Origin of the sequence: Listeria cornellensis FSL F6-0969, assembly GCF_000525855.1 — a bacterium.
Lineage (GTDB): Bacteria > Bacillota > Bacilli > Lactobacillales > Listeriaceae > Listeria_A > Listeria_A cornellensis.
On record NZ_AODE01000028.1, the window covers coordinates 23,224 to 40,515 of the forward strand.

Consider the following 17,292-nt stretch of genomic DNA (forward strand, 5'->3'; position numbering starts at 1 on the left):
TGGGCTTTTCTTGTAAAGAAGGTGTTTTTTCTATGAAATTTAAGACTTGGGATATCAATCTTAAAGTGCGACTATTCGGGGAGGCTTTGCTCGATATTTCCTTTTGGGCGGTGTTTCCCTTTTTAACGATTTATTTTTCGGACTCCATTGGTAGGCAAACAACGAGTCTGTTGCTTATTTTATCGCAGGCTTTATCTGTGATCACTGCCCTACTCGGCGGTTACTTCGCCGATACTTATGGGCGTAAACGAATGATGAGTATTTCGGTCATCGGTGAAGGTGCCGGTTTCCTTATTTTTGCGATTGCAGCGACAACTATTTTTCATTCGCCTTATGTGGCATTTTTTTGGATTTATGGTTGCGAGTATTTTTATGTCATTCTACCAACCAGCGAGTCAAGCGATGATTGCGGATGTTGTGAAACCCGAGCACCGGAGTCATGTGTACTCCATTTTTTACATGATGATTAATATTGCGGTCGTTATTGGCCCGATTATCGGGGCGCTTGTGTTTAATAATTATACATCGCAAACCCTACTCGCGATTGTTTTGGCTGACCTACTTCTATTGATTTTACTAACAAAATTCGGACATGAAACAGCACCAATGGCTCTCGATAAGGAACTACGCAAGGCTCAACGTGAGAAAAAAAATTGGCACGGTTTTAATAGAGCAATTACGCAACTACAAACTGATTTTTAAAGATAAAGTTTTTTTTCTTATATATTGTTGCTGGCGTCATTATTTCGCAATCCTTCATGCAACTGGACTTACTATTCCCGCTCTATATTACAGAGGTTATTGGGGATTCATCGATTTTCTCGATACAGCTTACCGGAGAACAATTATTCGGCTTCATCGTCTCCATCAATGGCTTCTGTGTAGCTTTATTGACAGTTTTCTTCACTCGACTCATGAGCCAATATCGCGAAAAGCTAGTTTTCATGAATTCGTCCTTCTTGTACGGGATTGCCATCCTTCTGTTCGGAATCACAACCGGTCCATGGGGTGCTATTTTAGCGATTATATTATTTAGTTTTGCAGAATTAATGACGGTCGGAATCCAACAGAATTTCGTTGCAAAAATTGCTCCGGATGATAAACGAGCCATGTACTTCTCGGCAGCTGGACTTCGCTATACGTTTGGGAAAGTGATAGCGCCACTAGCGATTACCCTATCTACACTCGTTGGCTATTTCGCAACGTTTGCAACCATTGCAGTGCTTGCAGTAATCAGTGGATTTATATACTTCTACATGTATAGTCTCTATGAAAAACAAGACCGCGCTAAATAGCGTTACAAAAAGCTACACTTAAAACGCATAATTCAGACTTTAGAAAAACAGCTTTTCATGATATTTCTCCAAAATTCAGCATGTCGATAAATGCTTAGTTTCTACGCAAAAGCTCGTACCAGTGGGGAGCCTACTAGGGTAGAAGAACATTGAAACGGAACTTTTAACGACGAAATTGAGCGTTTGTTGATACGCTGAGCTATGCTTAAAACGCATAGCTTTTTTAGTATTATTTTATGCTTTTATGTTTACTTTCCTCACTTTAAGGCAATTATGTCATTAAGAAGTCAATATGTTTTAACAAATTTCAAAGGAAAGTAAGGTGTGTGCTTATGTTTAGTCATTCTTCAATTGGAATCGATTTAGGGACAGCAAATATTGTTGTTTACAATGAACTGCGTGGAATTATATTTCGTGAACCTGCTGTCGTCGTTTTAGATGCCGAGACAAAAGCAGTCTATGCTATCGGGAACTTGGCAAAACAAATGTACGGAAAAACACCTACCACTTTAACAGCTATTAAACCGTTAAAAGATGGTGTTATTGCTGATTTTGATAATGCAGTGAAGCTATTGCAAGCCGTTCTGGATCGTGTCACTCGCATAGCTAACATCCCCATTCGTAAAACAGCAGCTAGCATCAACGTACCAGCTGGCGCAACGCTTGTGGAGCGGAATATTATTCGTGATGCTGTACTCGCAACTGGAATCAAAGTAGTTACCATTGTGGAGGCTCCTGTTGCTGCTGCCATTGGTGCTGGACTTCCCATCAATGAACCTGTATCTAATATGATTGTAGACATTGGTGCTGGTACAACGGAAATATCCATTGTTTCCTATCGAGGTGTCCTCGCTAATATGTCCATTCGTTCTGCTGGTGATTCTTTAGATGCCGAAATCATTCAATATTTCCGGGAAAAACACCATCTTTTAATTGGTGAATTAACTGCCGAAAAAATGAAAAAGAAACTCGGTTACGCGCCTGGTCCTCATATTCTGAAGACCATGGAAGTTCGTGGTCGTAGCTTACTAACCGGGCTCCCAGCAACTACAAAAATATCCTCTCCTGACATCCAACCACTAATTACAGAATTTTTAGCCAAAATTATAAAAATGATTCATGTGATGGTGGAGCAGTCCCCTGCTGAACTTAGCGGTGATATCATGGATCAAGGTATTATTTTAACCGGTGGCGGTTCCTTACTAAATGGCTTTAAAGAATGGCTAACGAAGCAAGTTGATTTTCCAGTTATACTCGATCCAAGTCCATTAGAATCCGTGGCTATCGGAACTGAGCGGATTCATTTTTATAGTCAACGCACGGTATCCGGGGATTTGGAGCTGAACACACCGCGCCTTAATCTCCCATTTTTCTCTTGAGTTAAATACTGGATTTGTATTAAGTTCTTTACATGCGGTTTACGTTTTCCATGCGAAAGCCTATTCCTGCGCGATTCCTATATTACCTTTTTATATCATTATCTTTATAAGCCCCAACAACGGCAAAACTGCTTTATACTAGAGACTATGCCGATAAAAGCATGAAAAAGGAAATATGGAGGGTAAAAAAATGTTTGGTAATACAACGATCGGTATCGACCTTGGTACCGCAAACATCTTAGTGTATAGTAAATCTGAAGGACTTATCTTGAATGAACCTTCTGTAGTTGCCATGGATGTAAACACCAAGTCCGTGCTTGCGATTGGCCAAGAAGCAAAAGAAATGATTGGAAAAACACCTACTAATATTATTGCAGTTCGCCCATTAAAAGATGGCGTTATTGCTGATTATGACGTCACAGCTGACCTTTTGCGCGAGATCATGCGTCGGGTCACAGGAGTTGTTGGTAATTCGGTGAAAAGGCCGAACGTTGTTGTTTGTGCACCAACTGGAGCAACTTCTGTGGAACGCCGCGCGATTATTGATGCGGTGAAATCGATGGGAGCGAAAGAAGTCTCGCTTATCGAAGAACCTGTTGCAGCGGCAATCGGAGCTGATTTGCCGGTTGATGAACCTATCGCGAATGTCATTGTAGATATCGGCGGTGGAACAAGTGAAATCGCCATCATCTCTTACGGAGGCATTGTAACGAGTACGTCTGTTAGAACCGGCGGCGATCATATGGATGATGAGATTATCCAACATATTCGCAAAAACTACAATCTTCTAGTCGGGGAAGCTACAGCCGAACGGATTAAAATGGAACTTGGTTATGCGCCAATTCCTCATACTGAAATAACGATGGATGTGCGCGGACGTGACCTGTTAACGGGTTTACCGATGACACTCACCATTACGTCTACCGAGATTCAAAAAGCATTGGAAGAAACGCTAAGCCGTATACTCGAAGCGATTCGCGTGACATTAGAGCAATGTCCAGCCGAACTAAGCGGTGATATTGTCGATCGTGGCATCGTTTTAACCGGTGGTGGCTCACAATTACATGGCTTCCAAGAATGGCTCGTCAATCAAATCGATGTTCCTGTACATATGGCACCGAGTCCTTTAGAGTCCGTAGCTATCGGAACCGGTATGTCACTTGAGTACATTGATAAAGTATCTAAAAAAATTAATTAACTGCAGAAAAACCAGGAAAAAACAAGTCGGCTTCGACTCTTTTTTTCCTGGTTTTTTTTAGTCTATTTTAATAGTATTGGCAAGAACGTGATGACGTCAAAAGCAATGTGCACAATCCATGTTACCCAGATAGAATTGCTTTTCTTAAATAAATAATTTAAAACGAGTCTGCTCGGAATAATTGTGACTAAGCATTGCAGTGCGTTATAGTCATAGGCTGGTAAATGCCACAATGCGAATAAGATCGAGCATAGCATCGTCGCTTGCCAGAATTTCCAATTTAATTTTTTCCAGGCTGCGTAGAGAATTCCGATGGAGAGTAGCTCTTCACCGAGAAGCATGAATGGGACGTTTTTAAAGACATAATCCCATGTCAGAACACTGTTTATATCATTCGCGGTCGTTCCACCAGCGATTGCCGCCCAGAGACTCCCTGCTATCGTTCCAACAATGACCAGAAATGGGATTCCGATCAACAACCATTTGATGCTAAAATGCTTGAACCAGTCTAGAAATTCCTCTTTCAGCATGATATACAGCAGAATAAACATAATAATTACATTGAAAAATGCGCCAATGTTCTCTAGATATGGTGTATCCGTGAGTACAAATGGTAATAATTGATACGCTATCCCCACTAATATCGCGCTTATTATGACAAAATAACCTTTTTTCTTATCTACCAATGAATGTTCCATCTACTTGCTCCTTTTCGATAAATTGAAATGTTGCAAGCTCCTAGAAGCATATCTGTTTGAAAACTATTTCCTCTTTTATTACCCTCTTTTTCATGATGTAAATCTTAAATCCTATGGAAGATGACGTAGTTAAGTATAAACAATAGATTGATTTCTAACATGTGAATTATATTACAATCTAAACATATAAACTTACATTTTGGTAACCCTATAAAACGCAAAAATGGTTGACATGAGGTTTTGTATCTAACCCCATGCCAACCACTTTCTCCATTTTCACTTTAGATCCATTGTATATAACTCGTTTCCTTTATCATCTTGAATGGAGACAGATGAAATCGTATCTATTTTCATTTCTGTTTTCTTTGTCAGTTGAATCAGGGCATTTTTGTCATTGTATCCCGTGTGGAGTGGCTGTTTATACTCTTTACCCTCTGTTGATTTCAAAACCACCGTCGTGCCTTTCTTAATAATTGTTTCCAGTTCAGCAACGACTCCGATATACTGATTTTTGTCGCCTTGTAGCTGGAGTAGCGATACGTCATTATCTCGTTGCGGATTGTCATTCTTGGCGGTCTCCTTCACTACAAGCTTATTATTTGGGTAGGTGAATTCAACTAAATGATACGCCCCATCCTTATCGCGCAAAATAGCTGTATAAATTTGTTTCTTCTGTGTCGCGCTACTTACTACTTTCCAGTCCTTATCCGCGATGTATTTATTAACTGCTGGGAAAAAGGCGTTTCTTTTCGCGCGTTCTGATGGTGCTTGGGCCTTTATTTTACTTGGATTTAAGTCGTTATTGTAAATGCTTTTATTAGCGTCATTACGCAGCTCGATGCGTTTTAGTCCGCTCACCGTCTTTGGATCAAGTGAGGGAATCGCCACAATAGCAACCGTCTTCCCGTCTTCTACCGTACTTTTATTCGTTAGCGAAACGCCAATTGCTTCGTCTACTTCTTTATTACTATCAAGCAAAACTAGTTCTGTTGCCTCTTTCGCGAGACTTGCGTCATTGATTTCGACCATTGCGATTAAACCATCCAAACCGTTCATGAGGCTTAGTTTCACTTTTGAATCTTTTGTTTTAAGCGCGGAGTCCAGTTGTATATTCGAAATATCTTTTTCATTCGCATCTTTGTAGTACTCAAGCACACCTGTCATATCATTGTTATCCTTCACATACGCTAGCTGGTAGTCTTTTAAATCTGTTTTCACATTCTGGATAACGGTCAATGAATTATCGTTTAGAACCTCGTCTATGCCTTCCTTACCACATGCTGCTAATCCGACTAGAAGTAATAATCCTATCAATACTGGTATCAATTTCTTCAATCTGTTCCTTCCTCTCTCTTGATTTTTGCAAACAGATTGCTCCCCACCTCTGTTTTATGTTAAAATGATAGAGTTGGTAAAATCAATCGTGTCCTGATAGCTCAGTAGGATAGAGCGACAGCCTCCTAAGCTGTAGGCCGTGGGTTCGATTCCCTCTCAGGACATTTTTAGTTGAAATACGAAACTGCTTTCATTCCACATATACCAAACGTTAACTATTTTACTATGTACAACAAAGGTTCAACTTTTATGTACCATTTCATTATAGCGTTTTTTATGTCAAAAATAAAGTGTTAATCATCTTTTTTTACATTTATGTTACAAAATAATTTCTTTAGCATTACGTTAAATGGTTTTTTGATACGAAAAGGATCCGGTTTTATAGCCAGATCCTTTTTATGATGCCTTATTAGTGAATTAATTTACTTTTCTTGGCTTTTGCAGAGAGTCCTGGGATGATTTTGTCTAGTGGTTTTTTGAGTAGAATACCCAGTAGGATGAATAGGATGCCGAATATCGCGAGCATAATGATGTCGTGTGTGGCGTTTGGCCAGTATATGCCGCCGACGCTTTCTCGTATTAGCCCAACCGCGTATGTGAACGGTAGGAATGGATAGATGGCTTGGAAAAATGGTGGTGATACTTGAATCGGGAAGTTTCCGCCTGCTCCTGATATTTGTAGGACGAGTAGGATGATTGCGATTCCTTTTCCGACGTTGTTGAACAGCGAGACAAGTGTGTAGACGATAATTATGAAGATGACGCTGATAAACATGCTGAATAGGACGTGATAGACTGGGCTTGCGACGGATACGCCGAGCAAGAAAATGTTGCCTAGCGTGACGATTAAAGCCTGCGCGAGACCTATTGATAGGAACGTGAGCAACCTGCCAAAATAGACGTGATGGTGATTAAAAATGCCTCGCGGTACTTCAACATCCACGCGTAATAGTGAGATGAGAAGTAAGGCGCCAACCCATAGACACAGCGCTGTATAGAATGGCGAACTGGCTGATCCGTAATTTGGAATCGGATAGTCTTTTGTCTCCTTCAGCTGGATTGGATGCGCGATGAAGTCACTATCTTTTTTGACGTCATTTCTTAAAAATGCGATGATTTGTTGCATGTCATAATTTTGATCGAATTCGTTGATGCGTGATGCCGCCTTGTTGATGGCTTCCTCGAATTCTGGTAGTTCTGTTCTGGATAAATCTGCGGCTACTTTGACAGCTTTTTCAAATTCAGGGAACTTTTCCTCGATCAGTTTTGCGGCGTTGTTAATTTCAGACTCTAGCGTTGGTAAATCGTTGCGCACGAAGTCGCCGGCCTTGTGGATTTTAGCTTTTACATCTGGATATTCTGACTTGTAAAAAGTTGCGGCTGTGTTGATACCACTGATTACTGTGTCGAGTTTCGTATCGATAAACGCCGTCGCATCGCTTAATGTTTGCTGTAACTCTGGCAAACGTTGTTGGAATTCTTTCAAGTAGGTTTGGCTTGTTACGAGTGTTTGGTTGGCGTTTTTTAGAATCGACGCAACGTCTGGTAGTTTCTTTTTGGCAACGTCTAGTAATGCGCTACTTTTAGCGAGGTCTGCGCTGACTTCTTTTAGTGCCGCGTTGATGGTTGGCACAATCTTGGCATCGTACACGCCGATAATCGTGGCTAAATCATCGCTCACTTTTTTTGCCTCTGCGTTTAGTTGATTGAGTAAGGCTTGGCTAGGTTCTTCGCCTGCTTCGATGATTTTTTTGACTTCAGTCAGTGTTTGCTGTTGCGTCACCAAGTCTTGTTGCATGGCTTTTAGGTCGCTGATGAAGCCTGTTAGCGGTTTATTTGGCAAGGTTTCATTTAAAGACGTCAGCAACTCGATTTGTTTCGTTAGCATCGTATTCGCACTCGTTAATTGCGTGTCGATTTGATCGATGACTGGGATGACTTTGGCCGGGTCGATGCTACCGTTTTTAAGTGCCTCCGTTAGTTCGTAGACGTTATTCGTGATTTGTTGGAGCAAAATCAGATTCTGTTTAATCGCAGGAGCCACCGTTTGAAAGGACTGGTCTACTTGTTTCGTAAAATCCGTGACTTTATCGGCATATTTGGAGCCATCATCCGCAATTTTTTTGATAGTCGGCAAGGCTTTTTCTGCGTCTGAGATGATGCCAAGTGCTTTGGTGGATTCGGATAGCGCATCGTTGACCGTTTTTTGAATCGTTCCAAAATTGGCGTTGACTGCCTTTACGTCCGTTGCAATTTGCTTGATTTCTGGGATTTTCTGCTGTAATACGAGGATGTCTTTACCCAATTTGTCGAGCTGCGGTAACTGCGATTCGATGCGTAATAGGTCCTGTGCGGCTGCGTTGATTTGTGGCATATTCTTATTCAGCTCTGCCACTTGATTCGCTTTTGCTTTTAAATCAGGTAACTTTCCTTCTAAAATAACGGCTTGCTTGCCCATCTCGATAATCTGCGGCATACTTTGCTTCACTTGGAAAACTTTATCCTTGATATGGCGCAAGGTTGGTAACTCATTTTCCAAATCAATCCCGGCTTGGTTAAGCTCTGAGAGAACAGAACTGCTGACTTTATCAATGAATTCTGAACTGATTTGGTCCACAATGGTCGACGCGCCTTTATCCGTTATCTTCGGGGCAATCGCGTTTATTTTCTCATTCACCGTATAATTGATCGTTGGCTTCTTTGGATCGCCGCCGACAACCGAAACGATATCTTTCGAAAAATCAGCAGGGATAAAGATAGCCGCGTAGTAATCCCCTTTTTTCACGCCCTCTTGAGCCTTATCTTCTGTCGTGAACGTCCAACCTAGCGAATCATTTTTCTCCAGCTGGTCTTTGAGTTGCTTGCCGACATTGATTTTTTGTGGGCTTTTTCCTGGTACGGTAATTTCTGCGCCCTCGTCTTCGATAACGACGGCTACTTTAATTCCTGATGTGTTAGAATATGGGTCCCAAAGCGCTTCGATATTAAACCACGCGTATAGAGATGGCAAAATGACGAGCGCAAGCACCAATGTCAGAGCAATCGGAGCTTTAAAAAGCCGACGCCAATCGAGTATAAAAATACCCCAGATTTTCTTCATTCTTCACACCCCTCTTATATTTCCTCACGTCCGATTATACAGGGGAGATATGAAGACTGCAATAAAAAATACAAGCCAGAGCACTTTTACAGTACTTAGCTTGTATTTTTCTAGCTTATTTATGTTCTTTTAAACGGAAATGTTGCCATGATTGAATTGTTTTTAGTAAGTAGCGTTCTTCTGGAATTACTCGGCCAACAATGTTTGTGTTACCGGAGTTCTCCATTTCGCGAAGAGCCACTTGCATTTCGCCTTTATAGCGTTCATATCCGTTGTTATCAATGGTTACGTCGCCAAGTTCGATGGTATCTGTATCATGTGCTGGAAAATCGTGTTGTTTGAAGTTAACACGCGTCATTGTTGAGCGTAGCACGTATTCCGAAGCATCGCCACGATTGAAATGTTTTTGCGTTGTTACGATTTCTTTTTCGACAGCTGTTGCGCCATCAAGGAATGTGACCGCAAGTTCTAGCTCGTTGCGATTTAATTCGCCGAGTGCTTTTAACTCTTCTTCTGACGCGTACATGTTTCCAATAATCACGTCATCAATTAAACCAGTGTTCCATAGATCTTTTGCTTGGACGGTAATCGGCATGCCACGGTGTTCTTCCAATGTTGGAAGTCCGCCATCTACGACAAACCATGGGCCAAATTTACCTGCATTGGAAGATACGAACGCTGCTGTGCGCAAGTTATATTTTTTGAATTGGGCGCTTGTGCGAAGGAAATGCTCACGAGAAAGCGCTGTATAACGACGTGGGTAAAAATTATGACAACCGATAATATTCGCCGTATTCGCTTGATAAGACAAGATATTATCGACATATTTCGTTCCGTTCGAGATATTTAGCTCGATTTGTAAATCATTATCATCAAAAGACATCGCCGCTTCTTCCGCACCAGAAAAACCTAAATCTAAACGCAGACCGGATAATCCTAATTCTTTAAAACGCCCTAAGTCCTGGTATGTCAGGTTTAGTGAAGCAAAAACGCCAGGATCAACATCAGCAATAACTTCATAGCCTAATTTGTTCGCCGTTTGGCAAATCGTTTCTAATTTCGTAAACTCCGCTTCGTCATTTGCTGAAATTAAACACGTGAAAATACGGCTAAAACCATATTTTGCGGCCGTCTCGATGTAATGTAACGAGTCCTCTAGTGGGGCATGTTGCGGGAATACTGAAATACCTAATTTTCTCATAATAAGTAAACTTCCTCTCTTCAAATATTTAAAATGGGGATGAGGAAAACTCCTCACCCCCATTTTTATAATTATTTAACGCGATATAATTCTACAATTTCGATCGCTAAATCTTTGAAAGTAATAGCGTTCATCAAGTGATCTTGCGCGTGAACTAGAAGTAAAGACACTTCTGTTTTCTCGCCGCGAGCTTCGCCTTGAATTAATTTTGTTTGAGAATGATGGGCTTCAAGCAATGATTGTTCTGCTTTTTGGATTTGTTCATCCGCTAAAGCAAAGTCACCTTTTTTAGCTGCATCAATTGCTAGCATGGCATCGCTCTTTGCGTTACCACCAAACATGATTAGATTCATAATTGTCAATTCTAGTTCTTCCATTAAACTCCACATCCTTGCGTAATATTTTTCGTGACCTCCACAAAAGTCAAAGAGGACTTTTTTTCTGTGCCCTCTAACAATTTCTGTCGGAGCTAACGGGCGTGATCAGCTCTTCGTTTTGTCCGGCTTCCTCACACCAGCTCCTCGGAAATTTCGTGGCCTCCGCAAAAGCCAAAGGACGGCTTTTTCTGCGCCCTCTAACAATTTCTGTCGGAGCTAACGGGTGTGGTCAGCACTTCGTTTTAAAAATTATCTTTTGTTTCTTCGCCGGCTGCTGCTGCTTTTTCACGACGGATTTCTTGAATTTCTGCTACTTTAATGAATGGTGCGTAGATGATTACGGCTACGGCTATATTGACCGCGGCTAGAACCCCACCTGTCCAACTTTGTGTTGCAAGTACTCCACCAATAATCGGCGGTGTAGTCCAAGGTGTTACGATTGTTGCTGCTGGTACCATTCCCCATGATGTCGCAAAGTAAGCGATTGTAACAAGCACTAGTGGAGCCAAGATGTAAGGTACGAATAGGATTGGATTTAACACAATCGGTAGACCAAACATTAATGGTTCGTTGATGTTGAATAGTCCAGGAGCTGAAGCTAGTCCTGATACAGTAACGTATTGCTTATTGCGGCGACCAAATAGGAATACCGAAATAATGATAGCAATCGTTGCACCAGTACCACCTAAGTTGACGAAAGAGTCAAAGAAAGGTTTGTTAACGATATAAGGAGCTTCTTTACCAAGGTTAAGTGCGATAACGTTTTTAGCGATCGCGTCAACGTTGATTGTTTGCATGAATGGCTCGATAATGTTCGCACCGTGAAGTCCGAAGAACCATAGGAATGAAGAAATAAAGGCAAGTAGTAACGCTGCTGGTAATGTATTCGCAAGACCCATGAACGGTTCTTGAATTAGTTTGTAGAATTCGCCAACGATATCTTTTACGCCTAATCCGAAAAGAATCGTTGTAAACATCGCGAAAATACTTACTGTGATCATCGCTGGGAAAAGTGCTGCGAATGATCTAGATACTGCCGGCGGAACACCGTCTGGCATTTTGATAATAAGTTTTTGATTTCCACTTAAACGAGTGAATAATTCCGTTGAAAGTAAAGCTACAATAAGTGCTAAAAATAGACCTGATGAACTAAGTCCTGTCAAACCACCAATGGCAAAGAAAGAAGAAACAGATACAACACCGCTTGATAAAGCATCTTTATCATACGATTTCGCTAAATTGTACGCTACGGTAAAAGCAGTTAAAAGTGCTAGAATCGCGAAAGTACCGTTCCAAATATTTCCCCCAAAAGATTTCCAAAGTGCTTCCCCAAACAAGTTATTCATGAAGTCTTGGTATGCTTGAAGTGGCAAGTTGTTGATTAATGTCCCTAATGACCCCAAGATCATTAATGGCATTGTTGAAATGAAACCATCACGGATAGCAACTAGATGACGCTGCCCACCGACTTTGGCTGCATAAGGAATAAAGTACTTTTCCATAAATGCGATAAAACCATTCATTTGTATTTCCCCCAATAATTTTATTTTGGACGAGACGTTTGCCTCCTCCTATATTTAAGCAGTCACAATGTACCGCTTATTCCCCAAGTAAAGTTAGTGCTTGATCTAAAACTTTTTCGCCGTTCATCATCCCGTAATCGATACTGTTGATGACTGCGACGGGTTTTCCGAGTGGTTCTAGTTTTTTCTTAAATTTGCTTTCTAGGAACCTGACTTGCGGTCCTAATAGTAAGACGTCGATTTTGTTAATATTATCTGGCGCCTCGGCTTCTGATACTGCAAAAATTTTGGCTTCGAGGTTCTTATCCTCTGCCGCCTTCTCCATCTTTGTGACTAGCAAACTGGTTGACATACCCGCGGAACAAACTAACATGATTGTTTTCACTTCGATTCATCCTCCCTAAAACGCTATTTCTTAACCCTCACTCTTATAAATGCAAGTTCCGTGCCAACTTTAAAAATGGAAGCAAAACGCAATAAAAAGCCAATTTCATGCTTACACATGAACAAAAAACAAGTGTGTAAATTATGTACACACTTGCTCTCGTTGCGTCAGAGTTCTTTTGTAATGACTTTATTCGCCGTCATCATTTGCGTTAGGTACGCGATTTCTGACTGTGGCACGATGATATTATATTCCAAATTGACGTTTTCCATCATTTGTTGCGTGATTTGCATTTCTATCATATGTTGCTTCGTGAAGGCATCAATGTTCGGGAATTCGCGATCTACGCCGCCCAGTTTCATTCGTTCAACAAGGAAGGCCAGATGCAAAATGATGCCGATGTCGACGCCCGGTTCCAGCACTAGGTTCATCTGGACTTGTAATTCCGAAATGATTTTGCGCAGGAAGTAGACGAGTTGTTCTGGTGATTCGACTTCTTTTAAATTGCCTTCTAGTGAGGAAATCAGCTGATCGTATGGTACTTCGTCGTTGATAATCCGCTTCACGATGTCCAGACCGCCTTCGGAAAATACCTCTAGTGCGCTGAAAAACGGAATTTCGCGGTATTGGAATTCAACCGAACCCATGATGGCTAAAATATTGTATTCTTCCATTAATTGATCAATTCGCTCACGAAACGCTTCTTTATGCAAAAATTGCAGGACAATGATTTCCACTTTCGCTTCATCAATAACGGGTGCCACGCGGGATCTCAGTTGTTCTGCTACGCCTTCTCCTGTGAAACACGTGAAGATGACCGCGTTTTTTCGTTGGTTTGGTTCGTAAAATTTGTGCCTTGTATTTATTTTCAAAGAGTTGCTGGCAGCTTTGATAGATGTCTTCCAATCCACGTCCTAGTGAGGCTTTACGGATAGCTTCCAGTACAACCGGCGTACTTGCCATGCTGACTGTTTTCGTGCGGATGCCGAGTTCTTCGGTCAACATGTTGCCAAATGACGTCAGCGAGCCCATATCTGATAAAATAAGCACACCTTTTGTCGGATTTAGCTGCTGGACCTTAGCTTTTACTTTCTCGTACATCGCTTTCACTTCTACCGATAGCGGCATATCCATCGCTGTACCAGATTCGATGTTAAGAAGTTCTTGAACCGTTTCCACCATACTTGTTGCAGTGGAGCGGCCGTGCATCATGACAATGACTTCGACCAGCGCTTCCTGTGTAAAAATCGATTCCACGACTTCCTCGGTTAAAAACATCGTCAAAAATCCGATTTCATCAAAAGGAATTTCGATGCTCAGCGCTTGTTCTAATAAGCCCGAAATATCAATCGCCGCTTGGAATTCTTTCGAGTACTTTTTGCGGACATTATTCAAATCCGGATGAACAATATGCTTTTGTTCGCGGATCCGTTCAATCGTGCTTTGTAAATGAAGCGCAAACGCAAAACGCATTTTTTCGTTGTATTTACGTTCCAAGCGCTGTTCCGCCAAGGCATATACTTGATCCGTGAGCTGCCAGATTTCCGGACTAATAATCTCCTTCGCCGATTGTTGCGTTGGGAGTTGCCCCATATATTCGTGGAAATACTGATCGACATCCATGTAAAGCGCTTCCTCAAGCTCCGACTGGTCCTTTCCTTCTTTCATTAACTGATCGGCCTTCGTCTGAATCGCTTGGTACACGTCATCCACATCTTCAATCGCGATATCATTCGCTTCACTCGTATCATAAAACTTGAAAATCGTCTTATTGACATCGATCAACCGGTTCATTTTCTCCGGCTCATCTTTCAAATGTAGTAAACCTTTTTGGACATAAATCGGCAAATCGTCCTGCTCAATTAAAATATAGTTCGTTGCTTTTGTTTTGTAATGTAAAAACGCCTTCGCACATGCAAGCTTCAAATCACGTTGTAGCTGACCTACATTGGCGCTCGCGTGATACAGCAAAAATGCCATTAACGCTTGGCGATGAACACGAATCGTCTGGTGTAAGCGCGTTGCTTCTTGTGACAAGAAAAATTCAATCAACTGGTAGCGTTCTTCCAACTGCCGTTCTGCGAGTGGTGGCAGCGTAATCGTCATCGGAATCCGTCTCGTAAAAGTTTCCAACAAGAAATTATCCGGTGATTCCGTCGTCGCACCAATAATCTGCACTTCCGCCGTATGCACAGCCTGGCTCTCACCAAGTGGCCGATACTCGCCTTTATCAATGAACGTGAATAACATTTCCTGACCTTCTGGAGGCAATCGATGAATTTCATCTAAAAATAAAATCCCGCCATCCGCTTTTGCAAGTAAACCTTCGCGTGTTTGTTCTGCCCCAGTATATGCCCCTTTGATCACACCAAAAATATGACCAAAAAGCAGTTGTGGATTTTGCGCATAGTCCGCACAGTTGAACGAGACGAATGGCGCATTTTTGCTAACCATATCAGCCTCGCGAGCGAACTTATACATGCACTCCGCAAATAAGGACTTCCCTGTACCTGTTTTCCCAAGAATTAATGTATGTAAACCATTTGGCGGATAAAGAATCGCCGCTTTCGCTTGTTGAATGCTCACTTTCAAACTTTGCGCAGAACCAATCAGTCGATCAAAAGCCGTCTGCGTACTGCCAATTCCCGGCTTGGCTTCCTCTTTTGTGAAGGCTCGGTAAAGAACCGGCTTTCCAGGAAGTTTCTCAATCTGCTCGTCTTTAAACAGTTCGTTCAAGTAACGACTTGCATTCGCGCGGTCCATTTGTAATTTCTCAGCAACATCATTTGCCGTCAATTTACCGTTTACACTATTCAGCAGCTTAAATACTTCGTCTCTTCTACTAAGCATGTCCCCGACTCCTTACTAAAAGCTCTATTCTTCTATTGTAACATCTAATTGCCTACACGGTCACTATAAAAGTGCAATTGTTGGTACAGTAACGTTTTAAGTCTTTTGTTATTTTTAACATAGGACTACATTAGAAAACTATTAGGGCGGACTAGGGGCAAAAGATGGATCATATAAATAGAACACCAATCATGCACTGATTGGTGTTCTTCCTTATGAGAGGATCTTTTTAAATTAGAATTTTTATTCTTCTGTAGCGTCATATATAGATTTAAGATCTTCTTTTCCTTCTGGTTCAATTTGATCATCAACAGCATCTTGATACTCTTGGTATTCTTCTGTCGTTGATACTGCTTTTTCGGTACTCACTTTTGATGCATTCTCATCAAATCGAATATTAGAATTAGCGCCGGAAATTAACAACGACCCATCATCTTGCGTATAAGCCGTAAAAATGTATGTTTCGCCTTGTACTGGCAGTTCATCATCTTCAAATACATCGTACGCCGAACCATCTTCTCGTATACCGCCAAGCTTATCAATATCAATAACATTGTCAGTAACTAACTCGTTCTTAATATTAGAAATGACCTGAATCTTATACTGTGTATAGGCGTCTCCAATATATTCTATAGTGTCACTGTCCACTTCAACAGGAACCTTGTTTCTGTACACCGTTCCAGTCTCCTCCAAGACTTTCCCAACAAAAACATAATCTGCGCTACCAACCACTTCCTTCGGGTTGTCAATATCTAATGTATATGTAGAACGCATATCATAAACCGGAATTTTGTCTTTCTTTGCTTCGTCTTTCTGCGCAGCTTTATCATTATTGCCATTGATTGTTAAAAAGAAAACTCCTATCGCGATGATAAGCGTTATTGACATTATTTTTACTATAGCTGATTTCTTCATTTTCTCTACCCCACCTTAGTATTTTTTATATGCTGCGTTGTATGAAGCTTTATCATTTGCAGATAGTGTGATCCTAGTAGTGTCATATGCGTACATAATGTCTGAACTCGTATTATGGGCTAGCCTAAGAGCATGGCCTAGCTCATGCGAAGCCACCATTTTTTTACCATTAGTAGATAACTTGTCCATATTTTTTTTTATTAAAAACTAGTCTACCGTTGGAATACGTGGTTGCATTAGTACTATTATTTACTGATACATCGCTACAGTATACATCTTCAATAACGGATGCTGAATCCGGTCTAATAACCCCTTTTTTATGAGCATTCCATAATCCTGCACCAAATTTCACTTGAGACATATATTTCGAATTCCCATCATAATCCATATGTTTACCGGAATCCACTAAATCCCAAGTACTAACTTTAGCCGCTGCCTTTACCTCTACTGTAGGTAATAGAACATAAGAGCCTAAGATAGCACATGTTAATATAATTGGTAATCGCTTGTTACGTTTCATTGAAAGTCTCTCCTTTACTTTTTAGAAGTTATTTTTTTAATTATCAGAACAATCACGCATAAGATAACAAAGATTATTAGAAAGCTACATAGCAATTGTGTCCATTGAATTGTGATACCCGTATTTCCATTAAACACAGCGTCAACAAATCCTTGTTTATTATCTTCACCATTACTTACTGTTAGCCATTTTAAAGGCCCACCAAAAAGATATAAATAGCTTGGCCCCTTAGAACCGTCAGCTACTCCATACACCATCGGAAAAACAATAAGTGTTAACGGCGTTAATAAACATGTTAGAAACAATGTATTAACTATACTTTGAATTTTTCTCATATTATCCTCCTTTAGTTCTATTTTCCATACATCTCCTTAATGCTACCATATTAATCAAAATAACACCACACTTTTTTAGTAAACGTCTTCATTTTTTTTATGTAACAAAAGCCCAAGAAACATTGATATCTTATTATTATTATTTATATCTGTAACAAAGGTAATTCGGCAAACTAAAAAA

General features: G+C 40.9%; 11 protein-coding genes, 1 tRNA gene and 3 pseudogenes. 4 read left to right on the top strand and 11 right to left on the bottom strand.

Features of this window, described 5'->3' with window-relative positions:
* Window positions 1–32 precede the first annotated feature (32 nt).
* The 3 genes and pseudogenes from PCORN_RS11985 (at window position 33) to mreBH (ending at window position 3,872) form a co-directional block, all read left to right on the top strand.
* A pseudogene (locus tag PCORN_RS11985) lies at window positions 33–1,295 on the top strand (MDR family MFS transporter).
* Window positions 1,296–1,627: 332 nt separating this feature from the next.
* Entirely contained in the window at window positions 1,628–2,674 is a 1,047-nt protein-coding gene (gene mreB / locus PCORN_RS11990; RefSeq protein ID WP_051999430.1) for a rod shape-determining protein, read from the top strand.
* 190 nt (window positions 2,675–2,864) lie between these two features.
* Entirely contained in the window at window positions 2,865–3,872 is a 1,008-nt protein-coding gene (gene mreBH, locus PCORN_RS11995; protein WP_036080877.1) for a rod-share determining protein MreBH, read from the top strand.
* 62 nt (window positions 3,873–3,934) lie between these two features.
* Here mreBH and PCORN_RS12000 read toward each other — a convergent pair whose 3' ends face one another.
* Together PCORN_RS12000 and PCORN_RS12005 are read right to left on the bottom strand one after the other, a co-directional pair.
* Window positions 3,935–4,570, bottom strand: coding sequence for a CPBP family intramembrane glutamic endopeptidase (locus PCORN_RS12000; RefSeq protein ID WP_036080880.1), 636 nt, complete (start codon window positions 4,568–4,570; stop codon window positions 3,935–3,937).
* A gap of 276 nt (window positions 4,571–4,846) precedes the next feature.
* Window positions 4,847–5,905, bottom strand: coding sequence for a hypothetical protein (locus PCORN_RS12005; RefSeq protein ID WP_036080883.1), 1,059 nt, complete (start codon window positions 5,903–5,905; stop codon window positions 4,847–4,849).
* Between the two features lie 90 nt (window positions 5,906–5,995).
* Here PCORN_RS12005 and PCORN_RS12010 point away from each other — a divergent pair.
* Window positions 5,996–6,069, top strand: a tRNA-Arg gene (locus PCORN_RS12010).
* Between the two features lie 245 nt (window positions 6,070–6,314).
* Here PCORN_RS12010 and PCORN_RS12015 read toward each other — a convergent pair.
* From PCORN_RS12015 to PCORN_RS12055, 9 genes and pseudogenes are all read right to left on the bottom strand, one after another.
* On the bottom strand, window positions 6,315–9,005 hold the full coding sequence (locus PCORN_RS12015; protein ID WP_036080886.1) for a YhgE/Pip domain-containing protein: 2,691 nt from the start codon (window positions 9,003–9,005) through the stop codon (window positions 6,315–6,317).
* Between the two features lie 115 nt (window positions 9,006–9,120).
* On the bottom strand, window positions 9,121–10,206 hold the full coding sequence (locus tag PCORN_RS12020) for a DUF871 domain-containing protein (protein WP_036080889.1): 1,086 nt from the start codon (window positions 10,204–10,206) through the stop codon (window positions 9,121–9,123).
* Window positions 10,207–10,277: 71 nt separating this feature from the next.
* Window positions 10,278–10,583, bottom strand: a complete 306-nt coding sequence (locus PCORN_RS12025) for a PTS sugar transporter subunit IIA (protein WP_036067278.1) — start codon at window positions 10,581–10,583, stop codon at window positions 10,278–10,280.
* A 242-nt stretch (window positions 10,584–10,825) separates the two neighbouring features.
* The gene (locus PCORN_RS12030) at window positions 10,826–12,106 is read right to left on the bottom strand and encodes a PTS sugar transporter subunit IIC (protein WP_036080893.1); all 1,281 of its coding nucleotides are present in this window, start codon (window positions 12,104–12,106) and stop codon (window positions 10,826–10,828) included.
* Window positions 12,107–12,182: 76 nt separating this feature from the next.
* Window positions 12,183–12,491: a PTS sugar transporter subunit IIB gene (locus PCORN_RS12035; RefSeq protein ID WP_149024344.1), complete on the bottom strand. Its 309-nt coding sequence runs from the start codon at window positions 12,489–12,491 to the stop codon at window positions 12,183–12,185.
* A gap of 167 nt (window positions 12,492–12,658) precedes the next feature.
* Window positions 12,659–15,341 (bottom strand): annotated as a pseudogene (locus PCORN_RS12040) (sigma-54-dependent transcriptional regulator).
* 243 nt (window positions 15,342–15,584) lie between these two features.
* Window positions 15,585–16,256, bottom strand: a complete 672-nt coding sequence (locus PCORN_RS12045; RefSeq protein ID WP_036080896.1) for a hypothetical protein — start codon at window positions 16,254–16,256, stop codon at window positions 15,585–15,587.
* Between the two features lie 15 nt (window positions 16,257–16,271).
* Window positions 16,272–16,776 (bottom strand): annotated as a pseudogene (locus PCORN_RS12050) (matrixin family metalloprotease).
* 14 nt (window positions 16,777–16,790) lie between these two features.
* Window positions 16,791–17,111: a hypothetical protein gene (locus PCORN_RS12055; RefSeq protein WP_036080899.1), complete on the bottom strand. Its 321-nt coding sequence runs from the start codon at window positions 17,109–17,111 to the stop codon at window positions 16,791–16,793.
* Between the last annotated feature and the right edge of the window lie 181 nt (window positions 17,112–17,292).

Coding starts and splice junctions, on each gene's coding strand:
- mreB (WP_051999430.1), top strand. CDS start 1,628: ATGTTTAGTCATTCTTCAATTGGAATCGATTTAGGGACAGCAAATATT.
- mreBH (WP_036080877.1), top strand. CDS start 2,865: ATGTTTGGTAATACAACGATCGGTATCGACCTTGGTACCGCAAACATC.
- PCORN_RS12000 (WP_036080880.1), bottom strand. CDS start 4,570: ATGGAACATTCATTGGTAGATAAGAAAAAAGGTTATTTTGTCATAATA.
- PCORN_RS12015 (WP_036080886.1), bottom strand. CDS start 9,005: ATGAAGAAAATCTGGGGTATTTTTATACTCGATTGGCGTCGGCTTTTT.
- PCORN_RS12020 (WP_036080889.1), bottom strand. CDS start 10,206: ATGAGAAAATTAGGTATTTCAGTATTCCCGCAACATGCCCCACTAGAG.
- PCORN_RS12025 (WP_036067278.1), bottom strand. CDS start 10,583: ATGGAAGAACTAGAATTGACAATTATGAATCTAATCATGTTTGGTGGT.
- PCORN_RS12030 (WP_036080893.1), bottom strand. CDS start 12,106: ATGAATGGTTTTATCGCATTTATGGAAAAGTACTTTATTCCTTATGCA.
- PCORN_RS12045 (WP_036080896.1), bottom strand. CDS start 16,256: ATGAAGAAATCAGCTATAGTAAAAATAATGTCAATAACGCTTATCATC.
- PCORN_RS12055 (WP_036080899.1), bottom strand. CDS start 17,111: ATGAGAAAAATTCAAAGTATAGTTAATACATTGTTTCTAACATGTTTA.